Here is a 26,267-nt window from a genome sequence, read left to right as displayed (position 1 = left end):
GGAGGGAGAAGCAGTATGGGGGGACCCATGCGGGGACTGTGTCGTGTCGTGTCGGCCATCGCCGGGCTGGTGGTGCTCGGACTGGCCGGGGTCAGCCCGGCCGGTGCCCAGGCGGACACACCCGCGCAACCGGCCAGCCCCAGGATCGTGGGCGGCACGGTGGCCAGCACCGCCGACTACCCGTGGATGGTCGGCCTGGCCGAGAACCACGGCGACCCGTTCTGCGGTGGCGCGCTGATCAAGGCCAACCTGGTGGCCACGGCCGCGCACTGCGTGGCCGGCGTCAACCCGGGCGAGCTGACCGTGGTGTCCGGCGACCGCCGGATGAGTCCGGACTGGACGGTGCCGGTCGTGTCGATCGACATCAACCCGGCCTACGCGGGCCCGAGGGGGGTCGGTGACGCCGCACTGGTGACGCTGGCCAGTTCGGTGCCCAACCAGACCGTGCCGCTGGCCTACCCGTCCGACGCCGGCCTCTACGAGCCGGGCACGGTCGGCACGGTGCTGGGCTGGGGCCGCACCAGCGAGGCCAGCCTGCTCAGCACCGCGCTGCGCAAGGCGGACGTGCCGATCATGACCGACACCGAGTGCGCCCAGGCCTACCCGGGCGAGTACGACGCGGCGGCGATGTTCTGCGCCGGGTACGCCAACGGCGGCGTGGACGCGTGTCAGGGCGACTCGGGCGGCCCGTTCGTGGTGGCGGGCAAGCTCGTCGGCATCGTGTCCTGGGGCGAGGGCTGCGCCCGCCCGGGCATGCCCGGCGTCTACACCCGGGTCGCGGCCTACGCGGTCGACGGCTGACCCCGCCGCCAGCGCCAGCCGCGGACCAGCACGGGCAGGGCACCCACCCGCGGTGTCCTGCCCGTGTGCGGTGCGCGCCGGCCGCGCCGCGCACACCCCCGGGGTCACACCACCAGCACGACCGACATGGTGGCGAACGCGGCGGCGCACACCGCGTCCAGGGTGGTGCGCACGGCGGGGCGGCCCAGCCGGCCGGCCATCCGCCCGGCCGCGAGCACGATCAGCAGCTCCCAGCACGCGGCCAGCACCAGGAACGTCAGGCCGAGCAGGGTCAGCTGCGCGACCGGGGTGCCGGTGCCGATGAACTGCGGCAGGAACGCCAGCGAGAACAGCAGCATCTTGGGGTTGGTGATGTTGGTCAGGAACCCCCGGCGCAACGGCCGGTCCGCGCGCACCGGCCGGTCGTCGGGCTGTCCGTGCCCGGCGCGTGAGCGCGCCAGGCCGCGCACGATGTCGACGGCCAGGTAGGCCAGGTAGCCGGCGCCCACCCAGCGCAGGGCGGTGAGCAGCACCGGCTGCCGGGCCAGCAGCACGCCCAGTCCGGAGACCACCAGGCCGACCTGGATGGCGCTGGCCGCGTAGATGCCGGCGAGGGTGCGCAGGCCAGCCCTGGTCCCGGCGCGCAGCGAGGTGCGCAGCAGCAGGAACGCGTCCACGCCCGGGGTGAGCACCACCACGACGCAGGCGAGCAGGAACGCGGGCAGCTGGGCGAGGTCGAGACGCATGCGGGACTCCGAACTGGACAAGCGTGGCGAACGAGCCACCGTGGGCGACGAATCACCTGTGATGTGGCCCACGGCTCGTGATTTATCCTGTGGAACGCCACTTTAACAGTAAATATTCCGGACCTTGTCACGCAGGGTGGCGCTGGTGACCATCCAGTGACCGTCTGTGACCGACCCGGGGCTGTGGTATTCAAGGTGAGGTGCGCGCACAGTCATTCCCCGCGGTCCTCCGGCGGGTTTGGGCAGCAGACCTCACCCCGGAACAGCTCTACGCCATGCTGCGGCTGCGGGTCGCCGTGTTCGTGGTCGAGCAGTCCTGCCCGTACCAGGAACTGGACGGCAGGGACCTCGAACCGGGCACCCGGCACTTCTGGCTGGAGGCCGAGGACACCGACGGGCCCGTCGCGTACCTGCGGCTGATGGTGGAGGCCGACGGCACCTTCCGGATCGGCCGGGTCTGCACCGCCCGGATCGCCAGGGGCCGCGGGTTCAGCCGGCGGCTCGCCGAGGCCGCGCTGGCCGAGGTGGGCGACGCCGCCTGCGTGCTGGACGCGCAGACCTACGTGGCCGACTTCTACGCGTCACTGGGCTTCCAGGTCGAGGGCGGCGAGTTCGTCGAGGACGGCATCCCGCACGTGCGGATGCGCCGCCCGGGCCGGGGCTGACCCCGCCACCCGACCCGCCCGCGCGACACCCCCCCCGGGCCGAACCACCCGCGGCCGAACCGCTCCGCGCGGGCCAGCCCCGGGCAGCCCAGTGCGGGACGGGTCAGGGCCGGGCGGGCCAGTGCCGGACGGGTCAGTGCCGGGCGGGTCAGGGCTTGGCCGGCGCGGGCGCGGTGCTGACCAGCACCTCGCACACCCGGTCCAGGTCGGCCTCGGTCAGCTCGGCCCTGGCGGTCAACCGCAGCCGGGACACCTGGTCGGGCCCGGCCGGAGGACGCGCGCAGCCCACCGCCACCCCCGCCGCCTGACAGGCCCGCGCCCAGTCCAGCGCGGCCTGGGCCGAGGGGGCGCGCACCGACACCAGCGCCGCGGCCGGTTCGCTCGCCGCCAACCCGGCCGCCCGCAGCCGGGTGGCCAGCTCCACCGCGACGGCCCGGGCCCGCTCCGCCCGCTCCGGCTCGGCCCGCAGCACCTGCAGCGCGGCCAGGGCCGCGGCCGCCGAGGCCGGCGCGAGGCCGGTGTCGAAGTGCAGCGCCCGCGCGGTGTCCACCAGGTGGCGGATCACCCGCCTCGGGCCGAGCACCGCGCCGCCCTGCCCGCCCAGTGCCGCCGCCAGCGACAGCGTGGTGACCACGTTCGCGTCCCCGACCAGGCCGGCCTCGGCCACCGCGCCCCGGCCACCCGGCCCGAGCACGCCGAACCCGTGCACGTCGGCCACGAGCAGGCCGGCGCCGTGCGTCCGGCACACCTCGGCCAGCTCCGGCAGCGGAGCCAGGTCACCGTCCACCGCGAACACCGAGTCGGTGACCACCAGCGCCCGCCGATCACCCCGGGTGCTCAGCGCGTGAGCCACCCGGGCCGGTTCGCGGTGCCCGGCCACGGCCACGTCGGCCTTGGCCAGCCGGCAGCCGTCGATCAGCGAGGCGTGGATGTGCTGGTCGGCCACGATGGCGCTGCCCTGGCCGCTGAGCGCGGTGACCGCGCCGAGGTTGGCCAGGAAACCCGAGGAGAACACCAGGGCGGCCGGCGCGCCGCAGAACTTGGCCAGCTCGTACTCCAGCTCGGTGTGCACCTCGGTGGAGCCGCTGGCCGGGCGGGCACCGGTCGCGCCCGCACCCCAGCGCAGCGCCGCCGCCGCGGCCGCCCCGACCACCCGCTTGTCCCGGGCGAGGCCGAGGTAGTCGGTGCTGGCCAGGTCCAGGGTGACGGCCCCGGCCGGCCGAGGCGACAGGCGGTGGGTGAGACCGGCCTCGGCGCGGGCCTGGGCGCGGGCGTCGATCCAGTCGAACACCGACTCACCGGTCGGCGTGGTGCTGGCCTGTTCCGGGGTGGCTGTCACCCGGGCAGTGTCCCACCGCCGGGTGCGCGCCGACCCAGGTGGACCGGGCGGTGGGCGGACCCGGCGGGTGCGTTCAGGGCACCAGCAGCGTCTGGCCGATCGCCGCGCGGTCGATCAGCCGCTGGTGCGCGGCCGCGGCCAGCTCCAGCACCTCGACGACGGTGTCGCGCAGCAGGGCGGCCCCGCGGTCGGGCTGGTCGCTGTAGCCGATCACGGCGAGCGCGCGGCGGAACAGGTCGGCCGGGCCGGTCTCGGGCACGCGGCCGCCGCCGACCGCCTGCTCCAGCTGAGGGCCGACGTCTTCGACCTGGCCAACCAGGGCAGGCCGCTGCTGCGCGCGCTGAACCGGCTCGGCGCCCCCACCCGGTACTGCACCGGCAGCCACGACGAGTGGCGCCCGCGGCTCACCGAACTGCTCGCCGAGAGCAGACCCGGCTGCGACGCGCAGTTGCTGGCGCACGCGCTGCTGGCCGGCGTGCGCATCGACCTGCTCGACCACCCGACCGAGCACAGTGGACTCGGCGTGGCGCGGGCCCGCCAGGGCGTGCTCACCCCCACCCGGGCCGTCCTCACCGGCGAACCGGCGCCCGCGCCGGCACCGGCGGAGTGAGCGGGCGGCCGCCGGCCGGGACAGCGGGCGGATTTCACGCCGACGACCGGAGTTCGGTAGAACCATGATCGGGCGGTACCGTCGTCAGCCACAGGGTTGGTCGGGCGGGCCGGGGGCCCACGGGTGCGCGAGCGGGTCGTGAACAGCCCGGCCGACTTCGAGTGCCGGGCACGCGGGCACTCCGACCGCGATCCCCCCAACTGTCCTCAGTGGACACACGGCGGGGGTGGCCGCTCCACCTGCCAACGGTCGTCGTACTTCCACCGCCAGGTGGGGGAGGAGAACAGCTTCAGATGGGCGGTCGAATCTCCTTCGTCGGCGCTGGTCCCGGCGCCGCGGACCTGATCACGTTGCGCGGCGCCCGGCGGATCGCCGAGGCCGACGTCGTGGTGTGGCCGGCCAACCTGGTGGACCAGGAGTGCGTCCGCCAGCACGCCAGCCCGACCGCCCAACTCGTGGACGCCTCGCTGGCCAGCCAGGCGGAGGTGGTCGAGGTCTACCGCCGCGCGGCCGTGCGCGGCCTCAACGTGGTCCGGTTGCTGGCCGGTGATCCAGCCCTGTGGAGCGGGGTGCGGGAGCAGTTCGACGCGTGCGCCAAGCTGGGCCTGGCCACCGAGATCGTGCCCGGGGTGTCCGGTTTCTCCGCCGCGGCGGCCGCGGTCGGCCGGGAACTGACCCTTCCGGAGGTCACGCAATCGGTTGTTCTCACCCGGCTCTCCGGCGGGCCGAGCCCGGTCGGGGAGCGGGAGCGCATCCGGGAGCTGGCCAGCCACGGCAGCACCATGGCCGTGGTCCTGTCCGCCGCACGGATCGGGCAGCTCGCCGAGGAGCTGCGCGCCGGCGGCTACCCCGAGGACACACCGGTCGTGGTGGCCTCCAAGACGACCCGGCCGGACGAGGTGGTCCTGCACACCACCCTGGCCGAGCTGGAAGCCACGGTGAAGCAGCACAAGCTGTGGCGGCACACGCTGGTGCTGGTGGGCGCGGTGCTGCGGGGCGGGGCGACCCGGTCCCGGCGCTACGGCTCCGGCCAGACCCCGGCGTTCCGCAAGGCGCGGCCCGGCGAGGACCGGCCGGTCCGCCGGAGCTATCCGGGCGGGGCGGCGGGCGCCACCGACGTGCCCGGCGCCACCGAGCCGACATCGGGCACGCGCCGGGCCCAACCCACCCAGTGGTCGCTGCGGGCCGGGCGCCGCGCCGCCCGCCGGGCCAACCCGCCCCAGACCGGCGGCGCGGTCCAGTCGGCCGGCTCGGTCGGCTCCGCGGGTGAACCGTCCCGTGTGGACCGGACCCGCCTTGGCCGCACCGGCGCGGCCGGCCCGGACGCCGTCTACTGGGCCACCCGGTCCGGCGGCGCCCCCGCGCAGGGCGGGGACAGCACCCCGGACACGACCGGCGCCGCGGGCGAGGGCAACCCGGCGTCGGCCGCGGCGTGGTCGGCGGTGCGCGGCTGGCAGGAGACGGCGCGGGCCAACGGCCGGGCCAAGGGACGCGGCCGGACCAGCGCCGGCAGCCGGGCGAAGGCCGGCGGCGCGGGCGAGCAGCAGGTGCTGGCCCTGCCGTCCCGCCCGGCCGACCCGGCACCGGCCGACGAGGCGACCAGGCCGACCAGCCGGCGGAACAAGGTGGTGGCGGCGGCCACCCGGCGCACCTCGGTGGCGGTCAGCGCCGGCGCCGCCACCGCGCCGGCGGGCGAGCAGCCAGCGCGGCCGGCCAGTACACCGGCCCAACGGTCCATTCAGGACAGTCCAGATCGGCGGGTCGGCGCGGGCACCACCCCGGACGGTGCCGACGTCACCGCCGATGCCGCTGGTCCCGTCGTCCCCACCCAGCACGCCGCCGCGGACGCGATCGGCTCGCCGCGGCCAGCCAGCGGGACGAGCCCAGACCGGACCGTCACCGACCGGATCGCCACCGACCGGGCCGTCACCGACCGCGCCGAGCGCCTGCCCGTGACCCAGGCGCCAGCCCGGTCCGTCGCGCCTCGTCCCCGCGCCGAGGCACACCCCGCGCCGCCCGCGGCCGCACCCGCCGAGGCCACCGACACTGCCGGACCGGCCGGCCCGGCCGCTTCACCGACCAGCCCGCCCGAGCCACAGGCCAGCCCAGCCGAGCCACAGGCCAGCCCAGCCGAGCCACCGACCGCGCCGGCGGAACCGGCGAAGCCGGCAGCGACCCGGTCCGGCGGCAGGAGCACCGCGGCGCGGGCGAAGGCAGCGACCCGGGGCCGCGCCAAGCCGGCAACCAGCACGCGCGCCAAACGCGGCAAGACCGACACCGACTGACCAGCACTCTGGCTGACCAGCGCCCTGGCTGGCCGGCACTCTGGCTGATCAGCGCCCTGGCTTGCCGGAACAGACCGACCGGCACCCGGCTGGCCGGCACCCGCCTGACCGACATCCGACTAAACGGCACCCGGCTGATCGGCAGCGCTCGACATCGTCCGACACCGCTGCCCGGTATCGCCGTCCAACGCCACCCGTCCGGGATCGCTTTCCGACATCAGCGCAGCCCCCGCCCTTCCCGGGGGGCGTCCCCTGGACCAGCCTATCCACCCCACCCCGTCGGTGGGCCCGACTGGACGGCGCCTGTGGACAACACCGGGGGCTGTGCACAACTCCGACCCCGATCGGGTGGATCGTGGCCGGAGACACGCTGGGTGTGCTAGCCAGTCGCCGCGGCCCGTGCGGCGGGGCGTCGGGGTGGTCTCACGGTCCGCGGGCGACCGGGCAGGAGAAGGGTGACCGCCGGCGGTGAGCCGCGGAGCGCGCCGCGAACACGCCGTGCGGGCTGGTGGATGTCCGGTCGGGAGCGGGTGCTCTCACCGCGCGGCGACCACCCGGGTGCGATAAGTCACGGTCGCCGCCACGAGCATGGACATGGCCGCAAGCCCGTGGATGCTTCTACCCATGCACGGTGAGCAGCACTATCTTGTCGGTCTCGACCTGTCCGGCCGTCGGGTGGTCGTGGTCGGCGGTGGCACGGTCGCCCAGCGCAGGCTGCCCAGGCTGGTCGCCGCGGGTGCCCGCGTGGAGGTCATCGCCCCGCAGGTCACCGCGGCGGTCCAGGCCATGGCTGAGGCGGGCGAGCTGGTGTGGCACGCCCGCGCGTACACCGACGGGGACCTCGCCGATGCCTGGTACGCCCTTGCCTGCACCGCCGACCCGGCGGTGAACGCGGCCGTCGCGGCCGAGGCCGAGCGGGCCAGGGTGTTCTGCGTGCGCGCGGACGCCGGCCAGGACGGCAGCGCGGTGACGCCCGCGGTCGGCGAGCACGACGGGCTGCTGGTGGGGGTCCTCGCCGGTGGCCGGCCCCGGCGTTCGGCCGCGGTGCGGGACAGCCTGCTCGACGCGCTGCGCGAGGCACGCGTCACCGACCGGGAACCCGAGCCGGAAACCACGACCGGCGCCCTGCCGGGGGTGGCCCTGGTCGGCGGTGGGCCCGGCGACCCCGAGCTGATCACCGTGCGCGGCCGGCGCCTGCTGGCCAGGGCCGACGTGGTGGTCGTGGACCGCCTCGCCCCCCACCAGCTGCTCGACGAGCTGCCGCCCCAGGTGCTGGTCGTGGACGCGGCGAAGATCCCCTACGGCCGGGCGGCCAGCCAGGACGCCATCAACAGCGCGATGATCGAACACGCCAGGGCCGGGCGGTTCGTGGTGCGGCTCAAGGGCGGCGACCCGTTCGTGTTCGGCCGGGGGTTCGAGGAACTGCTCGCCTGCGCCGAAGCCGGCGTGCCGGTCACCGTGGTACCCGGCGTGACCAGCGCCTTCTCCGTTCCCGCCCTGGCTGGCGTGCCGGTCACCCACCGGGGGGTGGCGCACGAGGTGGTGGTCGTCTCCGGGCACGTCGCACCCGATGACGAGCGCTCCCTGGTGGACTGGCCGGCGCTGGCCCGGCTGCGCGGCACCCTGGTGCTGCTGATGGCCGTCGAGCGCATCGCGGTGTTCGCCCAGGTGCTGCTCGACCACGGCCGCCAGCCCGACACGCCGGTCGTGGTGGTGCAGGAGGGCAGCACGCGGAGCCAGCGGGTGGTTCGGTCCAGCCTGGACCGGGTCGCCGAGGACGTGGCCGCACACCAGATCCGGCCACCCGCCATCATCGTGATCGGCCCGGTCGCCGGACTGCTCCGCGAGACGACCGACTGACCCGCCGCGTCCCGGGTGGATAACGCCAGTGGCCGGGGTTGCTGATCACGAGTGCGATCAGCAACCCCGGCCACGGGACAACAGGTGGAAACCAGCCGCGACCGACCGGCACCAGGCCGTTCGGCCAGGACCGTCAGCCCAGCGCCCGTCAGCACCGGGCCGTCAGCCCAGGGCCGTCAGGTCGAGAACTGTCGCGTCAGGACTGCTGGGTGTGGGTGTGCGAGGGACGACCGGCCGAGAACTCCCGCCGACCCGACTCCCGCCGGCCGCCACCGGATTCGCGACGCTCGGACCGGCCGCGGAACTCGCTGCGGAACTCGCCACGCCCACCAGCCGTGCGACCACGCCGTGGCGCACCACCCCGCCTCGGGGTGCGCGGCCGCGGCTCCGGGTCCACCACCGGCTCACCACTGGGCAGCCGAGCACCGGTGATGCGCACCAGCTCCTCGGCGCCCGGGCTCACCCGGGTGCTCTCCGGTCGCACACCGGCCCGGGCGGTCAGCCCGCGGACGGCCCGCCGCTGGTCCTGCGTGACCAGGGTGACCACGGTGCCCGACTGGCCGGCCCGCGCGGTCCGACCGGCGCGGTGCAGGTAGTCCTTCGGGTCGGTGGGCGGATCCACGTGCACCACCAGGCTCACGTCGTCGACGTGGATGCCCCTGGCGGCGACGTCGGTCGCCACCAGCACCGGCGTCACCCCGGACCGGAAGTCGCCGAGCACCCTGGTGCGCGCGCTCTGGGCCTTGCCGCCGTGCAGCGCGCCGGCCCGGACGCCGACCGAGCGCAGCCGCTTGGTCAGCCGGTCGACGTGCTGCTTGGTGCGCACGAACATGATGGTGCGGCCGTCCCTGGCCGCCACCTCGGTGACCACGGCCTGCTTGTCCTCGGCCGAGACCAGCAGCAGGTGGTGCTCCATGGTGGTGACGCTGGCCGAGGGCGGGGCGACCGAGTGCACGATCGGGTCGGTGAGGTACTGCCGGACCAGTGCGTCCACGTCCCGGTCCAGGGTCGCGGAGAACAGCAGCCGCTGGCCGTTCGGGTCGGTCAGGTCCATGATGGCCCTGACCTGCGGCATGAACCCCATGTCGGCCATCTGGTCGGCCTCGTCGAGCGCGGTGAACCGCACGTCGGAGAGCACGCAGGTGCCCTGGCGGACGTGGTCGGACAACCGGCCCGGGGTGGCGATGAGCAGGTCGACACCCCGGCGCAGCGCGTCAACCTGACGGGGGAACGAGGTGCCGCCGACCACGGTGCGGCAGGACAGCCGCAGCGCCCTGGCGAACGGGGTCAGCGCGTCGCTGACCTGCATGGCCAGCTCCCTGGTCGGCACCAGGACCAGGCCGCGCGGGTGCAGCGGACGGGACCGCTCGCCCACCAGCCGGCACAGCAGCGCCAGGCCGAAGGCCAGCGTCTTGCCCGAACCGGTCTGGCCGCGACCGAGCACGTCCCGGCCGGCGAGCGCGTCGGGCAGGGTGGCCGCCTGGATCGGGAACGGCTCCTTGATGCCGGCGGCGGTCAGCGCGTCGAGCAGCGGCTCGGGCAGGCCCAGTTCAGCGAACGAGGGCAGCGGCCCGGTCGGTGCCTCGGCGATGGTGTGTTCGGCCAGCACACTGGACGTGAAGTCGGTGCCAGCGGTGAGGTCTGCCTCGAAACCACCGCGCCGGGGGCCGCGGCCGCGCTGTCCGTCGCGGTGGCGACGGGGCTTGCGGAACGAGTGGTCGGGGCGGTGTGGGGATGTGGATGGCAAATCTGACCTCCGGACGTGGCACGTCTCGGGGAGGCCCAGCGTTGCCGAGTCAAAGACACGGTCGGTCGCGGTGGGCGATCGCAAGGACGAGCCCGGCGCATGGTTACGCCGTTGGTGGATGGAAGCACCGGGCCAATCGGGGTGGCCTCGACAAGTACGCAACGTCGTACGCCGATCGGTGCGCAACTCACTCTACCCGATGATGAAGCACACCCGCCGGGGCCACCCCGTTCCCGCGCTTTCCGACGTGTCGAATTGGCCGTGTTCCACCCCGATCGCGACGCCGTAGCCCACCGACCACCACCGCGAGGGGCGGGGTGATGTTGGCCACGTCGGTCGGACAGTGGTCGACCGATCGGGTGAGGACCCGGTCGGCGGAGCCGGGCGCGGTCGGCGGAGACCGCTCAGGCCGGCACCACCAGTTCGAGGGTGTTCGCGTCGACGTGGTCCAGGCGCAGGCCGGCCGCGGTCGCCACCCGCAGCACGCCGGACACGGTGGCCGGTTCCCGCGCGCTCGTCGCCAGTGCTCGGGCCAGCCTGCCCTTGTGGGCCTTGTTGTGGTGGCTCACCGCCTTGCGGCGCCCGGCACCGTCCACACTGACCACCCGCACCAGCACGGCCGAGGGCACCCGGGCGAGACCGGCGTAGGCGCCGGACCGCAGATCGATGACCAACTCGTCCACAGTGGACACAATGGGTTCCAGGGCCGGCCGCCACAGCGACCGCAGCGGGCCGATCCCGGGCAGTGCGCTGCCCGCGGACAGCCGGTAGGCGGGAATCAGGTCGGCCCCGCGCACCAGTCCGAACAGCGCCGAGGCCACGGCCAGCCGGTGCTTGGCCCTGGCCAGGGCGGCCGTGCTGAGCGTGGCCACGTCCAGCGCGTCGTAGAGCACCCCGGTGTAGCGCGCCAGCGCGGGCGCGGTCGGCGCGGTCAGCAGCCGTGCGTTGCGCTCCACCTCGCCGGCCTGCCGCTCGGACAGCCCCAGCGCGGCCAGGCTGGCCGGCACGTCCTCGGCCAGTTCGGTGAGCGCGGTCACCAGGCGGGTGCGCACCGGAGTCAGGTCCGGAAAGGACAGTGCGGCGAGGTCGAGCGGGGGCGCTTCGCCGCCCGGCGCCTTGGTTTCCGAAGGGGGGAGCAACACGAGCACGGTGGGCAGGGTAGGCAGCCCGGCCCGGCGCTGCGCCAGCCGGCTCCGCTCCGCCCCGCCTGGTGGACAGACGGCGGCGGGCGCACGGCGGCGGGCGGGTGAGGGCGGGTGGACGAGGCGGGCGGGTGCAGGCGGGCAGGCGCAGGAGGACAGGCGGTGACGGATGAACGGCGGCGGGCCGCCCACCGGGCTGGGGTGGGCGGCCCGCACTGGCCGGTCGTCTCTCGTGCGCCCTGGTGCCGAGACTGGCGGCGCTGGCGAGCGCCCGCCACGTGGTTCCGGTCGGCCGGGTCGCACCGCGATCGCGGGCGAACTGTGCGCTAGCTGGTCCGGCCCTGCCGGGCCGGGCGGTCAGCCCTGGACGGGCCTACTTGTAGGTGATGTCGGACGTCGAGTACTGGCAGTTGCTGCTCGGGCCGCTGCCGATCTTCGACGGCTCCCCGCTGGTGACGCCCTTGTACCAGTCGCAGATGCTCATGTTCTTCTTGCCGACGACGGTGATCTTGGAGAACTTCGCGGTGTCGCCGTAGTTGGTGTTGATGCCGGCCAGGGTGCTGCCGGGCGCGGTGGCGGTGACGTTCTGGATGACCACGTTGCGCTGGTACTGGGTGCTGCAGTTGCCGCACGACCGGTACAGCTTGCCGAAGTCCTCCACCTGGAAGTTCTTGATGACCATCGTGCCGGGGCCGTTGTGCTGGAAGACCTTGTCCGAGGCCTTGCGGGCGCCACCGCCGTCAATGGTCATGGTCTGGCTGGACGAGCTGCCCTTGAACGTGGCCGCGTCCTCGCCCACGTCCTCCCACCACACGTTGATCAGGGTGCAGCTACCCGTGCAGTGGACGCCGTCCGCGGCCGGGGCGCCCAGGATCACGTTCTTCAGCGTGGCGCCGTTGGCCAGCTTGAAGATCGGGTCCTGGCCCTCGTCCTGGCCGCCGTCGCCGAGATCACCCGTGCCGTAGTAGCGCTTGAGGCCACCGTCGAGCGTGCCCGAGACGGTGATGGTGGCGCCGACGCCCTGCTGGCCCGACGGGCTGGGGAAGCTGATGGCGGCGTTTCCGCTGGGCGCGGTGACCGCCATGGTGAACGCGGTCAGTGCGAACAGCACCACCGCGTACAGAGATTTCCTGGGCGCGCTGAGATGAACCGGGATGGGGGACATCCGTCCCTCCTTGCCGTGAGTCGTCCGTCCTTTCCACAATGAAAGGAAAGCGCTTTCCGAAATCGAGGTTAGGGCAGTCGCGACAGGAGCGTCAACACGACGGGGAAAAAGCTCGTTGTTCGATTCTCCTTCGATTCCGGCCGGTCCGGCGCACGTCACGCGGTCCGCCCGCGACCGGTGCGGTGCCGCTTCCCGGCGCCGGTCCCGCCCGGTCGCCGCGGCTCGCGCGCCCGGCCCGACCCCGCCGGACAGGACCGCCCGGCCGGCCCGCCACCCGGACGGGGTGCTATCGCGTTGTACGCGGCCCGAGCGGGTTGACTACTCTGCAGGGGCTCGGAGCGGGCCTGCCGCGGACGGTGGGCCTGCGGCGTGCCGATACGCTGCCCAACCAGTCGCGCCGAGTTCTGTCCACGAGGAGCACTGACCGTGATTACCAGGATGTCGTCGCTGTTCCTGCGCACCCTGCGCGAGGATCCGGCGGACGCCGAGGTGCCCAGCCACCGGCTGCTGGTTCGCGCCGGCTACGTCCGTCGGGTCGCCCCGGGCGGTTACTCCTGGTTGCCGCTGGGCATGCGGGTGCTGCGCAACGTGGAGCGCGTGGTGCGCGAGGAGATGGACGCCATCGGCGCCCAGGAGATCCAGTTTCCCGCGCTGCTGCCCAGGGAGCCCTACGAGGCGACCGGCCGGTGGACCGAGTACGGCCCCAGCCTGTTCCGGCTCAAGGACCGCAAGGGCGCCGACTACCTGCTCGGCCCCACCCACGAGGAGCTGTTCGCCCTCACCGTCAAGGGCGAGTACAGCTCCTACAAGGACTACCCGGTCATCCTCTACCAGATCCAGACCAAGTACCGGGACGAGGAGCGGCCCCGGGCGGGCATCCTGCGCGGCCGCGAGTTCCTGATGAAGGACTCGTACTCGTTCGACCTGGACGACGCCGGCCTTGAGCGGTCCTACCAGGCGCACCGGGCCGCCTACATCAGGATCTTCGAGCGGCTCGGCCTGAAGTACGTGATCGTGTCGGCGACCTCCGGCGCCATGGGCGGCTCGGCCTCCGAGGAGTTCCTGGCCGAGAGCGACACCGGCGAGGACACCTTCGTGCGCAGCACGGGCTCGGCGTACGCGGCCAACGTGGAGGCGGTCACCACGCCCGCCCCGGCCGCGCAGTCCGTCGAGGACAAGCCCGCGGCCCAGGTGCACCACACGCCGAACACGCCGACCATCCAGACCCTGGTCGACTTCCTCAACGCAGCCAACCTCGGCCGCACCTTCAGTGCGGGTGACACGCTGAAGAACGTCATGGTGAAGGTCCGCCAGCCGGGCGCGACCGACTGGGAACTCCTCGGCGTCGGCCTGCCCGGCGACCGCGAGGTCGACATGAAGCGGTTGGAGGCCTCGCTGTACCCGGCCGAGGTCGCGCTGCTGGACGAAGCCGACTTCACCGCCAACCCGTTCCTGGTCAAGGGCTACATCGGGCCGGAGGCGCTGGGCGCCAACGGCGTGCGCTACCTGGTGGACCCCAGGGTGGTGCCGGGAACGGCCTGGGTGACCGGCGCCAACAAGCTCGACCACCACGTGGTGGACCTGGTGTGCGGGCGGGACTTCACCCCGGACGGCACCATCGAGGCGGCCGAGGTGCGCGAGGGCGACCCGTCGCCGGACGGGACGGGCACCCTGGTGGCCGCGCGGGGCATCGAGGTCGGCCACATCTTCCAGCTCGGCCGCAAGTTCGCCGACGTGTTCGGCCTGGACGCGCTGGGGCCGGACGGCAAGCCGATCCGGATCACCATGGGCTCCTACGGGATCGGCGTGTCGCGGGTGGTCGCGGCCGTGGCCGAGCAGCACCACGACGACCTCGGCCTGGTGTGGCCGAGGAGCATCGCCCCGGCGGACGTGCACGTCGTCATCGCGGGCAAGGACGAGGCGCTGCGCTCCGGCGCGGAGCAGCTGGCCGCCGACCTGGACGCCGCCGGCCTGACCGTGCTGCTGGACGACCGCACGGCCAGCCCGGGGGTGAAGTTCGCCGACGCCGAGCTGATCGGGGTGCCCACCATCGTGGTGGTGGGCCGGGGCCTGGCCAAGGGCCTGGTCGAGGTGAAGGACCGGCTCAGCGGCGAGCGCACCGAGGTGCCGGTGGAGCAGGCCGTGGCGCACCTGACCGAACTGGTGCGCGGCGACCGCGGATAGGACGACGCCAACCGCCGCGCCGGGTGGCCGGAAGCGCCACCCGCGCGCGGTGTCGGCCGGCGCGCGTCAGCGGCACACCCGGCACCGGGCGGTGCGCCGGGCGTGGGCCCGCGGCCGGTCGGACTCGTGGCGCCTGCGGCGGACGGCCAGCGCTGGTGCCGATCCCGTGGCCCCGAGGCAGGCTGCCGATCCCGTGACCCCGGGGCAGGCGTGCGGCCGGACCAGGGCCACGGCCAGCCCCTGCGGAGGGACCGGCCGCCGACCGGCGTCGGAACCAGCCCCGAGCAGGTGGTGTCCGAGTCAACGCTGCGGCGCCCAGCCCCCACCCGCCCTGGGGGGCGAGCCCTGCTCCAGCCTATCGATGCTGGTCACGGGGAGACAGCAGGCGATGTGAGGCTGTGGACAACTACCGGCACGCGCCGTCACCTGTGGACAACTCCGCCTGGTGTGCGGCCGAACGGGTGACGCCGCGGGGAGAGGGTTCCCCGGCGTACCGCTGTCCCCACCCACGGCCGCGTCGGGGTGGTGCACCGCCGAAGCGCGCTTGCCGGCACCCGGGCTCGGCAGCGGTGCGCGGTTGCGGCCAGGGGTAGGCGTTTCCGGTCAGGTGGCTACCCGCGGGGTGGCCGTGCCGCTACGCCTCGGCGTCCGCGGGGCGCCGGCTCGACCGCTCGACCCCGCCGGGACCGCCCAGCACGGCCCTGACCACCGCGTCCGTGTCGGCCAGGTCGGGCAGGGTCACGTGGGCGCCGGCGTCGCGCAGTTCCTGCTCGCTGCTGTGCCCGGTGGCCACGCCCACCGCGACCGCGCCGTGGTGCAGCGCCGCGGTCACGTCGTGCGGCGAGTCCCCGATGACCACCACCGCGCCGGCCCCGAACCGGACGCCGTACTTGTCGGCGGCGTTGCGCACGGCGGCCGACACCAGGTCGGGACGGTGCTCGGACAGGGAACCGTAGCCGCCGATGTCGAACTCCACGTTGGCGTCCAACCCGAACGCGGCCAGCTTGTACCTGGCGATCTCCGGCAGGTTGCCGGTCACCAGCGACTGCACCACGGTCGGGCGGGCGGCCAGCGCGGTGAGCGCCTCGCTGGCCCCGGGCAGCGCGTGGCCCAACTGGCTCAGCCGGTGGCGGTCCTCGGTCGCGATGGAGATCAGCGCGGCGTACACCCGCTTGATCGTCTCGTCGTCGGTCTGCTCGCCGTGGGCGGTCAACAGCTCCCTGGTGATGGCCCGTTCGGTCCGGCCGGGAAACGCCGGGAGGTGGCGCAGGGCGAGACCGGAAACCGTGGTCAGCGCCTGCGCGTACCAGCGCTGGCCCAGGCCGGTCAGGTTGACCAGGGTCAGGTCGATGTCCCACAGCACGAGCACGCTGGGTGGCGGGGGCGGTGCGGTCACCGCCCCATCCTGGCACGCCGACGGGCACCGGCCAGCCGCGTGCGCGGCCGGGCGGGCTCGGGCGGCCGGACGGCGCCTCCGGTGGCTGGTTCCAGCGCACCGCGTAGTTCCCGGGTGACGGCTCCAGGGGACCGAACGCCACCCGCGGACTGGGTCGCGATCTCGGCGATCCGCGCGTTGTCCAGCCCTGCCAGGGTGAGTTCCACGATCTGGCCGAGCAGCACCCGGTAGGGGGCGGCGAGCTGGGCCGCCACCACCGGGGCACCGGTCACCGGCCGCACGGCTTCCCGGACAAGCACTAGACGCGCACTAGTCGAGCGGCTGGACGCTGGCCACGATCTGCTGCAGGTCCTCCGGGGTGGGGCCGGTGTCCGCGTGCGGGCCGCCCAGCGCCACGTTGACCACCACCAGCGCGGTGCCGCCGCCGTGCTGCAGGGCCACGGCCGTGACCTGGCCCTTGGGCGCGTAGCAGGCGCTGACCTCGGTGGTGGTCGCCGTCACGGTGACCACCACCCCGCTCACCCCGCCGCGCTGGATCGGGCTCACGGTCGGGTCGGACAGGGTGGGTGCCTTGCCGTCGATGGCGTAGCTGCCGGTGGCCACGGCCTGCGCCGCTGACGTGGCCACCACCGTGGCGTTGGACTCGCTGGAGGTGCCGGCCCCCACCTGTCCCTGGATCATGGGGCGGCCCTGGCACTCGAACGGCTCGGCCACCGCGATGTCGGACAGGCTCACCGCGCCGGCCGACCCCACCGCGTACTCCTGGATCTCCCACGTGTGGGGCACCTGGAAGCTGACCCCGTTGGCGCGGCTGGTGATCTGCTGCCAGTCCTTCCTGGCCTGGCTGGTCGCGCTGCTGCCGGTGGACCGGGTGCCCTCGGCCGTCGGCTGGTCGTCGGAGCCCCGGTTGACCAGGATGAGCGCGGTGATGCCGCCGAGCACCAGCACCAGTGCGAGCGCGGACAGCGCCACCACGAGGTTGCGCCGGCCACCCGGGTTGGGCGGGGGCGCGCCCTGGCCGTGGCCGCCGGCCCCGAAGGTGCCCAGCCCGGTGTACTGGCTGTGGAAGCCCTGGGGCGCGGGCTGCCCCCGGTACGGCGCGGTCTGGTCGCCGTCATGCGGATAGGTCACGAGAACTCCTGGTCGGAAGCGGTGCGGCGGGGCCCGTGAGACCTACTCCCTGATCGCGACCGGCCGCACGTTGTCCACGATCTTCTGCAGGTCGGCCTGGGTCATCACGGGCTGGTCGGCGGGACCGCCCTCCAGGTCGCCGTTGACCAGGTAGGCCACGTAGAACTCCTTGCCCTCCAGCAGCAGCAGGGAGACCTGCCCCTTGCTGGCCAGGCACTGGTTGCCCGTGGTGGTCGCGACGGCGGTCACCTCGATGCCGTTGACCGTGATGGTGCCGTCCGCGTCGGTCAGCGTCCTGGTCACCGCCTTGGCCTCGCCCACCTTGACATCGGTGGTCTTGGCGTCCTCGTAGAAGTCCTCGGCGATGGCCTTGACCATGGTGCTGGCCACGGTCTTCACGTCACCGCTCTTCTCGATCTTGGTGGCGCCGCTGCTGCCCCGGTTCCAGGTCTTGTCACCGCAGCTGTACTCGGCGAAGACGTTGATCGGCTTGAACTCGGCGTCCGAGTAGCCGGGCGCCGTGAAGGTGTAGGGGGTGTCGGTCTTCCAGTTCGGCGGCAGGTCCGCGGCGATCTGTAACTCGGGAACGGGCACCGCCTGCCAGCCGGGCACGACCGGCCGCACGTCCACCAGCTCCGGCGCGCTGGACTCGGCGGAACCCGGTGTGGTCGTGGCGGACGTCCTGCGGGAGCTGCTGGTGGTGCTCGGCGCCGAGGCCGTGCTGCTGGACTCACCGGCGGCGCTGGTCTCGGAGTTGCGGTTGATCAGGATGAGGGCGGTGGTGCCACCCAGGATCAGCACCAGCACGAGCGCGGACAGCGCCACCACGGTGTTGCGCCGGTTGCCCGGTGGTTTCTGCTCGGGTGGGGCGGGATTGCCGGAGAACGCGCCGAGACCGCCGTAGGAGCTGGTGTACTCGCCGCTGGGCGTGGCGTACGGGCCGGTGTAGCTGCCGGTGGGTTCGTCTGCCTGCTGCCCCCAGCCGCCCTGGCCGGACTGGCCGCCCCAGCCGCTCTGTCCGTCACCTGGGTAAGTCACGGCATGACCGTACCCTGGCGACCCGACAACCAGGGGCAGGACCGGACAAGGTCCGGCCAGGCGAACGGGTGGGGCGACATGGCCACCGGGGCCAGCCGGCCAGTGGCTGGCGCCGGCCGGGAACCGGGACGGCTCAGCCGGCCAGGAAGCTCAGCCGGATCCGGCGGACCGGGTTGTCCACGTTGGTGTCCACCAGGCACACCGACTGCCAGGTGCCCAGCGCCATCTGCCCGCCGAGCACCGGCACCGTGACCGACGGCGCGACCAGTGCGGGCAGCACGTGGTCCCGGCCGTGACCGGGCGAGCCGTGCCGGTGCCGCCACCGGCCGTCCTTGGGCAGCAGCGCGCGCAGCGCGGTCAGCAGGTCGTCGTCGCTGCCCGCGCCGGTCTCCAGCACGGCCAGCCCCGCGGTGGCGTGCGGGACCCACACGTTGAGCAGGCCGTCGCTGCCGCCCACGTCACTGAGAAAGCGTTCACACTCGGCGGTCAGGTCGTAGACCACCTCCACCGAGCCGGTCCTGACCTCGATCTCTTCACTGTGCACGGGTCAACGGTAGGCCGGGATCAGCAGGAGGCCGAACCGCCGTTGGCCGGCTGGTGCGTGGCGCTGTCCCGGACCGCCCGGAAGTTGGCCAGGTAGCTGGCGAACACCGCGCCGTCCTCCAGTTGCAGCACGGTCTCGTCGCTCTGCCGCAGCGAGTTGGTGCTCCAGTTGTGGCTGCCGGTCCACAGCACCTTCCGGTCCGGCACGCCGTAGTACTTGCCCTCGACCATCAGGTACTTGGAGTGCGTCCACACCGCGTCGGCCGGGCAGTAGAAGCGCACCAGCACGCCGTTGTAGGCGCTGCTGGTCCTGGCGAGCAGGGTGGTCAGCGATTCCACCCCCAGTGCGTTGTCCGGGTCGTGGTTCGCCACCACCTCCACGTAGCAGCCGGCCTTGTCCAGCGCCACCAGCCGGTCGGCCAGGTAGGGGCGGCTGAAGATGTGCTGGTTGACGCGGATGATCGTGCGGTGGTTGTCCGAGGTGCCCACGCTGGTGTTGCCGAAGCACTCCACGTGGTCCAGCACGGTCGCCATGGTGTCCTCGGCCGGGTCGCGGTAGGCGCTGGCGCCGCTGGTCTCCTTGCGCGGGTAGAAGTGGATCTTGGCGTTGCCCGAGGCGTAGGGCGGCCGGCCGGTGTCGTAGTAGTTGTCGTTGGCCCGCAGCGCGGCCATGTCGTCGAAGTAGCCGGAGTACTGCTGGTAGATGCCGTCGTTGCCGGTGAGGACGAGCGCGTTGTTCCAGCCCCTGGTGCCGTCCCGGCCGTTGTGCAGGTTGGCCGAGGACTGCACCACCACGTTCGCGGTGCCGCCGGTGCTGGAGAACAGGAAGAACTTGTTGTGGTTGATGGCGGTGACCGAACCGAGCGTGCGGGTGCCGACGCAGCCCCTGCCGGTCGGGCAGGTGCCCACCCAGGACGCCGCCGCCTTGTTCGTGCCCAGGGCCGCGACCAGGCTGGCGTACACCGGCTCGGTCGCCTCCCTGGAGTCGAACAGGACCTGGACGTTGACCCCGCGCTGCTTGGCCGCGACCAGCGCGTTCGGGATGGTCGGGTCGTCCGCGTAGAACATGGCCATGCGCACGCGCGACCCGGCCGGCGACCCGTTGATCAGGTCGACGAGCCGGTTCACGATCGCCTTCTGCTCCGCCTCGGTGCCCTTCGGGTTGTTGAACACCGCCTGGGTGCTCACCGCGGCCGCGGCCGCTTCGCTGGCGCCGGCCGAGGGCGCTGGGATGACCGCCAGGGCGGCGGCCATGACCGCCGCCGAGGCGACCCGGACGACTCTTCTCACGTTGCGCTCACCTGATCCTGTGCTCGGGGGCGGGTCTGTGAGCAATTAACGAATTCAACGCGTTGTTGGTCAATCGGCGAAACGCGTGAACCGCCAGCCACCGGCGCGACCCCCGAGCCGGGGCGCCGTCAGCAGCTGGCCGAGCCGCCGTTGGCCGGCTGGTGCGTGGCGCTGTCCCGGGCCGCCCGGAAGTTGGCCAGGTAGGCCGCGAACACCGCGTCGTCATCGGCCAGTTGCAGCACGGTCTCGTCGCTCTGCCGCAGCGAGTTGGTGCTCCAGTTGTGGCTGCCGGTGAAGAGGTACTTGCGGTCGGCCACGCCGTAGTACTTGCCCTCGATCATCAGGTACTTGGAGTGCGTCCACAGCGAGTCGGCCTCGCAGTAGAAGCGCACCAGCACGCCGTTGTAGCCGCTGGTGGTCCTGGCGAGCAGGATCTTGAGCGACTCCACGGCGATCGCGTTGTCCGGATCGAGGTTCGCCACCACCTCCACGTAGCAGCCGGCCTTGTCCAGCGCCACCAGCTTGTCGGCCAGGTAGGGGCGGCTGAAGATGTGCTGGTTGACCCGGATGATCGTGCGGTGGTTGTCCGAGGTGCCGACGTTGGTGTTGCCGAAGCACTCCACGTGGTCCAGCACGGTGGCCATGGTGTCCTCGGACGGGTCCCGGTACGGGTTCACGCCCGGGGTCTCCTTGCGCGGGTAGAAGTGGATCTTGGCGTTGCCCGAGGCGTACGGCGGCCGGCCGGTGTCGTAGTAGTTGTCGTTGCCGCGCAGCGCGGCCATGTCGTCGAAGTAGCCGGAGTACTGCTGGTAGATGCCGTCGTTGCCGGTGAGGACGAGCGCGTCGTTCCAGCCCCGGTTGCCGTCCCGGCCGATGTTCAGGTTGGCGGAGGTCTGCACCACCACGTTCGACGCGCCGCCGGTGCTGGAGAACAGGTAGAACTTGTTGTGGTTGATCGCGTTGATCCCGGGCAGCGAGCGGGTGCCAACGCAGCCGCGGTCGGCGGGGCAGGTGCTCACCCAGGACGGCGCTGACTTGTCCGTGCCCAGGGCCGAGACCAGGCCGGGGTAGAGGGCCCGGCTCGCCTGGATCGAGTCGAACATGATCTGCACGTTGACCCCGCGCTGCTTGGCCGCGACCAGTGCGTTCGGGATGGTCGGGTCGTCCGCGTAGAACATGGCCATGCGGATGCGGGACCCGGCGGGCGCGCCGTCGATCAGCCGCAGCAGCCGGTTCACGATGGCCTTCTGCTCGTCCACCGTGCCCTTGGGGTTGGTGAACACGGCCTCGGCGCTGGCCGCGGTCGTGCTGGGTTCGCTGGCTCCGGCGGACGGCACCGGGATGACCAGCAGGGCGAGGGCCGAGGCCACCGCCGAGGCGATTCGGACGACTGTTCTCACGCGTTCACCTGACCTTGTGCTCCCGGTTCGAGGATGTGAGTAATTAACTGACTTAGAAGAAACTTGGTCAATGGGTAAAACGTGGTGAACGCCGTCACCAGCGCGAACCAGCCGGCGAGTCCAGGTGACGTGGCGATCACGACGGCTGGTGTTCGGCCACCTGTCACGAAGCGGCCATGCCGGCGGCCCTTCCGGCTGGTAGGCATCTGGCCGGAAACCCGAGGACGAGGAGGCCAGACCATGCCCGAGTTCACCCGACGGCGACTGCTGACCCTGGGTGCGGCCACCGCCGGCCTCGCCGTGCTGCCCGCCGCGCCGGCCCTCGCCGACACCGGGACGAGCGCCAGCGCGCCGGCCCGCCGGCTGCCCAGCGACCTGTTCCGCCTCGGCGTGGCCTCCGGTGACCCGCTGCCCGACTCGGTGGTGCTGTGGACCAGGCTCGCGCCGCGGCCCACCGACGGCGGCGGCATGCCCGACCGGCACGTGCCGGTGCGCTGGGAGATCGCCGAGGACGAGTCGTTCCGCCGGCCGCTGCGCCGCGGCGAGGAACTGGCCAGGCCGGAACTCGGCCACAGCGTGCACGTGGACCTGCGCGGCCTGCGGCCCGGCGCGGACTACTTCTACCGGTTCCGGGCCGGCGACGAGATCTCCCCGGTCGGCCGGACCCGCACCGCGCCCGCCCGAGGCGCCCACCCGCAGCGGCTGCGGTTCGCCTTCGCCTCCTGCCAGAACTACCAGGACGGCTACTACGTGGCCCACCGCGACCTGGCCGAGCAGGACGTCGACTTCGTGGCCTTCCTCGGCGACTACATCTACGAGAGCAAGCCGGACGCGAAGAAGGTCCGCGTGCACGAGGGCACCGACGAGCCCTACTCGCTGACCGACTACCGCAACCGGTACGCCCAGTACCGCACCGACAGCGACCTGCAGGCCGCCCACCAGGCGTTCCCCTGGATCATCACCATCGACGACCACGAGATCGACAACGACTGGGCCGGCCTGGTGCCCCAGGACCCGGACAAGCAGACCCCCGAGGCGTTCCTGGCCCGCCGCGTCGCCGCGTTCCAGGCCTGGTACGAGCACATGCCGGTGCGCCGCACCCAGTTCCCGCACGGCCCCGACATGCGGATCTTCCGCCGCTTCGAGTTCGGCGACCTGGCCAGGGTGCACGTGCTGGACAGCCGGCAGTACCGCAGCGACCAGCCGGCCACACCCGCCGACGCCGACGACCCCAGCCGCACCATGCTCGGCGCCGAACAGGAGAAGTGGCTGGTCAACGGCATGACCACGGGCAGCCAGCAGTGGAACCTGCTGGCCAACAACGTGCCCATGGCGCAGACCGACCAGCAGGCCGGGCCGGGCCAGACGCTGTGGACCGACCCGTGGGACGGCTACCGGGTGCAGCGCCGCCGCCTGTTCGACGTGATGGGCTCCGACCGGGTGCGCAACCCCGTGGTGTGCACCGGCGACCGGCACTTCACCATGGCCTGCGACCTGCGCACCGACTTCGACGACCCCGACTCGACCACGGTGGCCGCCGAGATCACCGGCACCTCGGTCACCTCGGGCGGCGACGGCGACCAGAACGCCTGGCACCAGCAGTGGGACCAGATCATCGCCGAGTCGCCGCACTGGAAGTACGGCGACGGCCGCCGCGGCTACGTGCTGTGCGACGTGGACCGGGAGCGGCTGCTGGCCCGCCTCCGCGTCGCGCCGGTGGTGACCGACCGCGACGGTGCGGTGACCGAGGCCGCCCGGTTCGTGGTGGAGGCCGGCCGGCGCGGCGTCCAGGTGGACTGACCGGCGCACCCCACCCGCTCCCGGCAGTGCACCTAGAGTCGGCGGTGTGCGCCACGCCTTCGGTCAGTCCTTCGCCCTGGCACCCGGCTACCTGAACACCGCGAGCATCGGGGTGCCGCCGGCCGCCGCGGCCGACGCGGTGGCCGGTGCGGTCGACCGCTGGCGCGCCGGCGCCGACAACGCGCCCGCGTTCGACGTGCCCGTGGCCGCGGCCCGGCGGGCCTGGGCCGACCTGGTCGGCTTCGACGCGGACCAGGTGGCCTGCGGGGCCAGTGCCTCGCAACTGGTCGGCCTGGTCGCGGCCGGCGTGCCGGACAACGCGACCGTGCTCGTCGTGCGCGACGAGTTCACCAGCGTGGTCTTCCCGTTCGCCGCGCAGGCGCACCGGGGGGTGCGGGTGGTGGAGGCCGAGCCCGGTGAACTGCTCGACCGGGTCGCCGGCTGCGACGTGGTGGCGGTCAGCGTGGTGCAGTCCCTGGACGGCCGCCTGGTCGACCTGGTCGGCCTGCGCGTCGCGGCCCGGGCGGCCGGCGCCAGGGTGCTGCTGGACGTCACCCAGGCCGCCGGCTGGTTGCCGCTGACCGGCCAGTGGGCGGTGGACTGGGCCGACTGGGTGGTGGGCGCCAGCTACAAGTGGCTGCTCTCGCCCAAGGGCGCGGCCTGGTTGGCCGGTCGGCCGGACGCGATGGCCGGCCTGGTGCCGCACTCGGCCAACTGGTACGCGGGCGCCGACCGGTGGGACTCGGTGTACGGGCTGCCGTTGCGGCTGGCCGGGCAGGCGCGCGGCTTCGACCTGTCCCCGGCCTGGTTCTCCCACGTCGGCGCGGCCGTGGCCGTGCCGTGGCTGGCCGCGCTGGACCTCGCCGCCGTGCGGGCGCACTGCGTGGGGCTGGCCGACGCGCTGCTGGCCGGCCTCGACCGGCCGCCGGCCGGCTCGGCCATCGTGTCCCTGGACCTGCCCGCCGACGCCGCCGACCGGCTGGCCGCGGCCGGCGTGCGCAGCTCGGTCCGGGCCGGCCGCACCCGGCTGGCCTTCCACCTCTACAACACCGAGGAGGACGTGGACCTGGTGCTCGCCGCGCTGCCGCCCCTCGCGGCGCGCGGAGCCTGATCATCGCGGCGGCCATGACGATCTTGGTCACACTGCGATTGCACCGGATGGTGGTACCGCGGCAGCGAGTCATCTGGATGGGGGAAGTGGATACGGGGCGAGGTGTGCGAGCGGTTACCGTGAGCGGCTGTGTCGGACCCTCATCACTCACCCGATCCGAGAACCGAGCAGGTGCGGTTTCCCCCCAGACCCACCGACACCGCCCAGATGCCGTATCAGGCGCTCGGCGCGCCACCCCCCGACCTGCAACCCACGCCGCCGGTCTACCCCGGGCCGCCGCCCAAGACCAGCGCGATGACCTGGGTGCTGCGCGGCCTGGGCCTGGTGCTCGTCGCGGCGGTGTCCGGGATGATCTGGTGGTCGCTGCAGTCCGGGTCGGGCGGCGGTGACAGCCCGAAGACCAGCACCAGCAAGAAGCCCGGCCAGTTCGAGTACAGCACCGTGGCCGAGCGGGTGATCGACAGCGACTGCGCCGCCAACGCCACCGGCAAGGTCAGGCAGCACTTCCAGGACCACCCCTGCAAGCAGGTCTACCGGGCGCTGTTCAGCACCACCTCGGACAAGGACGGCAAGAAGATCCTGGTCTCGGTCATCGCGGTGCGCATGCCCGACGCGACCGCCGCCAACGAGCTGCGCGCCCTGGTCGACGGCGAGGACACCGGCAACGTCAAGGACCTCACCAGGGACGACAAGGTCAAGGTGGAGGGCGGCCCGCAGTGGGTCGCCTACGGTGAGTACAAGTCCAAGGTGAACAAGGACCTGGTGGTGATCGTCGAGTCCGACTTCTACGGCGCCGCCCGGGACGACGCCCGGGACAGCGACACGCTCAGCCGGGTCAGCACCGACGCGCTGCGCCTGGGCGACCAGATCGCCGAATAGGCCCCCGGCCCACCGCGGCCAGCCGGTGCCGGCTGGCCGCATGATCCTCCCCGCCCAGACCGCCCAGTGGTCAGGGCTTGCCGGGAAAGGCCGGGGTGGCCGGGGTCTGGCCGGCGGTGACCCGCCACCGGGTGGCCCGCACCGCCGCGTCGGTCAGCGCGGCCAGCGCGATGCCGCGCAGCGCCGCGTCGTCGGTGCGCTCCAGCACCCCCCGCCAGGCCACGCACACGTCCGACTCGACCGTGGCCAGCATGGCCGCCGCCGTTGTCGCGTTCGTCACCTGTTCGGGTGGAACGTAGGCGGGTTCAGCCGCGCGCGGCGTCGCGCCCGCGCCCTTGATCCACCGCTCGTTGGCCTCGGCGCGGCCCTGGTGCACCGAGGACCCCTCCGCCGCCGCGGCCTGGCTGGCCGAGCCGAGGAACGCGGCGGCCAGCCCGTAGGACCAGACCGCCGCGTGCTCGGCGGCCAACGCCTGCTGCAGCCCGTCGACCGCGTCGGCGGACAGCGAACCGGGCTCGGCGGCGCCGCTGGTGGGCGAGGTCGAGGACGGCATCAGGACAACACCTCCCGGAGGCTGGCGCAGCCAGCGGCGACCGAGCCGAGCAGGCCGGCGCGGTAGGCGGGCACGGTCGGGACCAGGCCGGCGGCCTGCTGCTCGGCCGAGGTCAGCGCCTGGGTCAGGGCCTGCTCGGCCTCCTTGGCGCTGGGCGGCGCGCTCGGCGGGGTGGCGCCGGTCGGGCTGGGCGCCGTGGAACTGGTCGGCGGCCGTTCCCGGTCCACCTCCTGCTGCAGCGCCACGGCGTGTTCCTGCCTGGCCTGGGCGATCAGGGTGGCCGCCGCGGCGAGGTCGGCGTGGGCCGAGGCGATGGCCGTGGCCGTGGCCGCGTCCGACCGGGCCTGGGCGGCCAGTTCGGCCAGCGGGTCCGGGGCCGGCGGTTCGGTCTCGCCGAAGCAGCTGGCCAGCAGCGGGGCGGCCAGCGCGGCGAGCGCCCCGGCGCGCAGCACGGCACGTCGGCTCAGGCTGGGCGGATGGCCGCCCACTGGTCGGGGAGCACGGGTCACGTCGACCCATCCTGCCAGGCGGCGGCGACGCGCCCGGCAGTCGAGGTCCGCTCGTTGTGCCGGCCGACAGCGGTGACGAGATACGCTGGGCGAC

23 protein-coding genes are annotated in these 26,267 nt (G+C 73.4%); 9 read left to right on the top strand and 14 right to left on the bottom strand.

Features of this window, described 5'->3' with window-relative positions:
* Positions 1 to 27: 27 nt before the first annotated feature.
* The gene (locus LX83_RS33105; RefSeq protein ID WP_253778668.1) at positions 28 to 801 is read left to right on the top strand and encodes a S1 family serine peptidase; all 774 of its coding nucleotides are present in this window, start codon (positions 28 to 30) and stop codon (positions 799 to 801) included.
* Between the two features lie 104 nt (positions 802 to 905).
* Here LX83_RS33105 and LX83_RS33100 read toward each other — a convergent pair whose 3' ends face one another.
* Entirely contained in the window at positions 906 to 1,526 is a 621-nt protein-coding gene (locus LX83_RS33100; protein ID WP_253778665.1) for a LysE family translocator, read from the bottom strand.
* A 275-nt stretch (positions 1,527 to 1,801) separates the two neighbouring features.
* Between LX83_RS33100 and LX83_RS33095 the strand changes: the two genes are divergently transcribed.
* Entirely contained in the window at positions 1,802 to 2,191 is a 390-nt protein-coding gene (locus LX83_RS33095; RefSeq protein WP_253778811.1) for a GNAT family N-acetyltransferase, read from the top strand.
* A 148-nt stretch (positions 2,192 to 2,339) separates the two neighbouring features.
* Here LX83_RS33095 and LX83_RS33090 read toward each other — a convergent pair whose 3' ends face one another.
* Positions 2,340 to 3,530, bottom strand: coding sequence for an aminotransferase class I/II-fold pyridoxal phosphate-dependent enzyme (locus LX83_RS33090; RefSeq protein WP_253778662.1), 1,191 nt, complete (start codon positions 3,528 to 3,530; stop codon positions 2,340 to 2,342).
* 67 nt (positions 3,531 to 3,597) lie between these two features.
* Here LX83_RS33090 and LX83_RS33085 point away from each other — a divergent pair, with 67 nt between their 5' ends.
* The 3 genes from LX83_RS33085 to cobA all read left to right on the top strand — a co-directional run bounded on the left by LX83_RS33085 (position 3,598) and on the right by cobA (position 8,285).
* Positions 3,598 to 4,140 carry a hypothetical protein gene (locus LX83_RS33085; RefSeq protein ID WP_253778659.1) on the top strand — a complete coding sequence of 181 codons (543 nt, stop codon included), beginning with the start codon at positions 3,598 to 3,600 and terminating at the stop codon, positions 4,138 to 4,140.
* A gap of 293 nt (positions 4,141 to 4,433) precedes the next feature.
* The gene (locus tag LX83_RS33080) at positions 4,434 to 6,425 is read left to right on the top strand and encodes an SAM-dependent methyltransferase (protein ID WP_253778656.1); all 1,992 of its coding nucleotides are present in this window, start codon (positions 4,434 to 4,436) and stop codon (positions 6,423 to 6,425) included.
* A gap of 624 nt (positions 6,426 to 7,049) precedes the next feature.
* On the top strand, positions 7,050 to 8,285 hold the full coding sequence (gene cobA / locus LX83_RS33075; RefSeq protein ID WP_253778653.1) for a uroporphyrinogen-III C-methyltransferase: 1,236 nt from the start codon (positions 7,050 to 7,052) through the stop codon (positions 8,283 to 8,285).
* Between the two features lie 196 nt (positions 8,286 to 8,481).
* Here the strand turns inward: cobA and LX83_RS33070 are convergent, their stop codons facing one another.
* The 3 genes from LX83_RS33070 to LX83_RS33060 all read right to left on the bottom strand — a co-directional run bounded on the left by LX83_RS33070 (position 8,482) and on the right by LX83_RS33060 (position 12,339).
* Positions 8,482 to 9,894, bottom strand: coding sequence for a DEAD/DEAH box helicase (locus tag LX83_RS33070; protein ID WP_253778808.1), 1,413 nt, complete (start codon positions 9,892 to 9,894; stop codon positions 8,482 to 8,484).
* A gap of 542 nt (positions 9,895 to 10,436) precedes the next feature.
* Positions 10,437 to 11,180 (bottom strand): peroxide stress protein YaaA, encoded by a 744-nt coding sequence (gene yaaA, locus LX83_RS33065; protein ID WP_253778650.1) that lies wholly within the window; start codon positions 11,178 to 11,180, stop codon positions 10,437 to 10,439.
* 367 nt (positions 11,181 to 11,547) lie between these two features.
* On the bottom strand, positions 11,548 to 12,339 hold the full coding sequence (locus tag LX83_RS33060) for a pectate lyase (protein WP_253778648.1): 792 nt from the start codon (positions 12,337 to 12,339) through the stop codon (positions 11,548 to 11,550).
* Positions 12,340 to 12,765: 426 nt separating this feature from the next.
* On the opposite strand from LX83_RS33060, the gene LX83_RS33055 reads away from it, so the two are divergent.
* Positions 12,766 to 14,523 carry a proline--tRNA ligase gene (locus tag LX83_RS33055; RefSeq protein WP_253778645.1) on the top strand — a complete coding sequence of 586 codons (1,758 nt, stop codon included), beginning with the start codon at positions 12,766 to 12,768 and terminating at the stop codon, positions 14,521 to 14,523.
* A gap of 634 nt (positions 14,524 to 15,157) precedes the next feature.
* On the opposite strand, the gene LX83_RS33050 is transcribed toward LX83_RS33055, so the two are convergent.
* From LX83_RS33050 to LX83_RS33020, 7 genes are all read right to left on the bottom strand, one after another.
* The gene (locus LX83_RS33050; RefSeq protein WP_253778643.1) at positions 15,158 to 15,919 is read right to left on the bottom strand and encodes an HAD family hydrolase; all 762 of its coding nucleotides are present in this window, start codon (positions 15,917 to 15,919) and stop codon (positions 15,158 to 15,160) included.
* Complete coding sequence (locus tag LX83_RS33045) at positions 15,916 to 16,218, bottom strand: hypothetical protein (RefSeq protein ID WP_253778640.1); 303 nt, start codon at positions 16,216 to 16,218, stop codon at positions 15,916 to 15,918. The genes LX83_RS33050 and LX83_RS33045 overlap by 4 nt, the downstream gene beginning before the upstream one ends.
* Before the next feature lie 10 nt (positions 16,219 to 16,228).
* Positions 16,229 to 17,050, bottom strand: a complete 822-nt coding sequence (locus tag LX83_RS33040; RefSeq protein WP_253778637.1) for a hypothetical protein — start codon at positions 17,048 to 17,050, stop codon at positions 16,229 to 16,231.
* Positions 17,051 to 17,092: 42 nt separating this feature from the next.
* Positions 17,093 to 18,088, bottom strand: coding sequence for a hypothetical protein (locus tag LX83_RS33035; protein ID WP_253778634.1), 996 nt, complete (start codon positions 18,086 to 18,088; stop codon positions 17,093 to 17,095).
* A 133-nt stretch (positions 18,089 to 18,221) separates the two neighbouring features.
* Positions 18,222 to 18,632: a secondary thiamine-phosphate synthase enzyme YjbQ gene (locus LX83_RS33030; RefSeq protein ID WP_253778632.1), complete on the bottom strand. Its 411-nt coding sequence runs from the start codon at positions 18,630 to 18,632 to the stop codon at positions 18,222 to 18,224.
* 20 nt (positions 18,633 to 18,652) lie between these two features.
* On the bottom strand, positions 18,653 to 19,921 hold the full coding sequence (locus LX83_RS33025; RefSeq protein ID WP_253778629.1) for a phospholipase D-like domain-containing protein: 1,269 nt from the start codon (positions 19,919 to 19,921) through the stop codon (positions 18,653 to 18,655).
* A gap of 128 nt (positions 19,922 to 20,049) precedes the next feature.
* On the bottom strand, positions 20,050 to 21,321 hold the full coding sequence (locus LX83_RS33020) for a phospholipase D-like domain-containing protein (protein WP_253778626.1): 1,272 nt from the start codon (positions 21,319 to 21,321) through the stop codon (positions 20,050 to 20,052).
* A gap of 240 nt (positions 21,322 to 21,561) precedes the next feature.
* On the opposite strand from LX83_RS33020, the gene LX83_RS33015 reads away from it, so the two are divergent.
* From LX83_RS33015 to LX83_RS33005, 3 genes are all read left to right on the top strand, one after another.
* The gene (locus LX83_RS33015; protein WP_253778623.1) at positions 21,562 to 23,121 is read left to right on the top strand and encodes an alkaline phosphatase D family protein; all 1,560 of its coding nucleotides are present in this window, start codon (positions 21,562 to 21,564) and stop codon (positions 23,119 to 23,121) included.
* 46 nt (positions 23,122 to 23,167) lie between these two features.
* Positions 23,168 to 24,232 carry an aminotransferase class V-fold PLP-dependent enzyme gene (locus LX83_RS33010; RefSeq protein WP_253778620.1) on the top strand — a complete coding sequence of 355 codons (1,065 nt, stop codon included), beginning with the start codon at positions 23,168 to 23,170 and terminating at the stop codon, positions 24,230 to 24,232.
* Between the two features lie 207 nt (positions 24,233 to 24,439).
* On the top strand, positions 24,440 to 25,111 hold the full coding sequence (locus LX83_RS33005) for a hypothetical protein (protein ID WP_253778617.1): 672 nt from the start codon (positions 24,440 to 24,442) through the stop codon (positions 25,109 to 25,111).
* Positions 25,112 to 25,181: 70 nt separating this feature from the next.
* On the opposite strand, the gene LX83_RS33000 is transcribed toward LX83_RS33005, so the two are convergent.
* Together LX83_RS33000 and LX83_RS32995 are read right to left on the bottom strand one after the other, a co-directional pair.
* On the bottom strand, positions 25,182 to 25,664 hold the full coding sequence (locus tag LX83_RS33000) for a ferritin-like domain-containing protein (protein WP_253778614.1): 483 nt from the start codon (positions 25,662 to 25,664) through the stop codon (positions 25,182 to 25,184).
* Positions 25,664 to 26,173, bottom strand: a complete 510-nt coding sequence (locus LX83_RS32995; RefSeq protein ID WP_253778611.1) for a hypothetical protein — start codon at positions 26,171 to 26,173, stop codon at positions 25,664 to 25,666. The genes LX83_RS33000 and LX83_RS32995 overlap by 1 nt, the downstream gene beginning before the upstream one ends.
* Between the last annotated feature and the right edge of the window lie 94 nt (positions 26,174 to 26,267).

This window comes from Goodfellowiella coeruleoviolacea (genome assembly GCF_024171785.1).
In the GTDB taxonomy this organism is placed as follows: domain Bacteria; phylum Actinomycetota; class Actinomycetes; order Mycobacteriales; family Pseudonocardiaceae; genus Goodfellowiella; species Goodfellowiella coeruleoviolacea.
Note: the sequence above shows the minus strand (reverse complement) of the source record. Positions and strands in the feature narration are given on the sequence as shown.

Coding starts and splice junctions, on each gene's coding strand:
- cobA (WP_253778653.1), top strand. CDS start 7,050: ATGCACGGTGAGCAGCACTATCTTGTCGGTCTCGACCTGTCCGGCCGT.
- LX83_RS33060 (WP_253778648.1), bottom strand. CDS start 12,339: ATGTCCCCCATCCCGGTTCATCTCAGCGCGCCCAGGAAATCTCTGTAC.
- LX83_RS33080 (WP_253778656.1), top strand. CDS start 4,434: ATGGGCGGTCGAATCTCCTTCGTCGGCGCTGGTCCCGGCGCCGCGGAC.
- LX83_RS33095 (WP_253778811.1), top strand. CDS start 1,802: ATGCTGCGGCTGCGGGTCGCCGTGTTCGTGGTCGAGCAGTCCTGCCCG.
- LX83_RS33000 (WP_253778614.1), bottom strand. CDS start 25,664: ATGCCGTCCTCGACCTCGCCCACCAGCGGCGCCGCCGAGCCCGGTTCG.
- LX83_RS33100 (WP_253778665.1), bottom strand. CDS start 1,526: ATGCGTCTCGACCTCGCCCAGCTGCCCGCGTTCCTGCTCGCCTGCGTC.
- LX83_RS33105 (WP_253778668.1), top strand. CDS start 28: ATGCGGGGACTGTGTCGTGTCGTGTCGGCCATCGCCGGGCTGGTGGTG.
- LX83_RS33015 (WP_253778623.1), top strand. CDS start 21,562: ATGCCCGAGTTCACCCGACGGCGACTGCTGACCCTGGGTGCGGCCACC.
- LX83_RS33005 (WP_253778617.1), top strand. CDS start 24,440: ATGCCGTATCAGGCGCTCGGCGCGCCACCCCCCGACCTGCAACCCACG.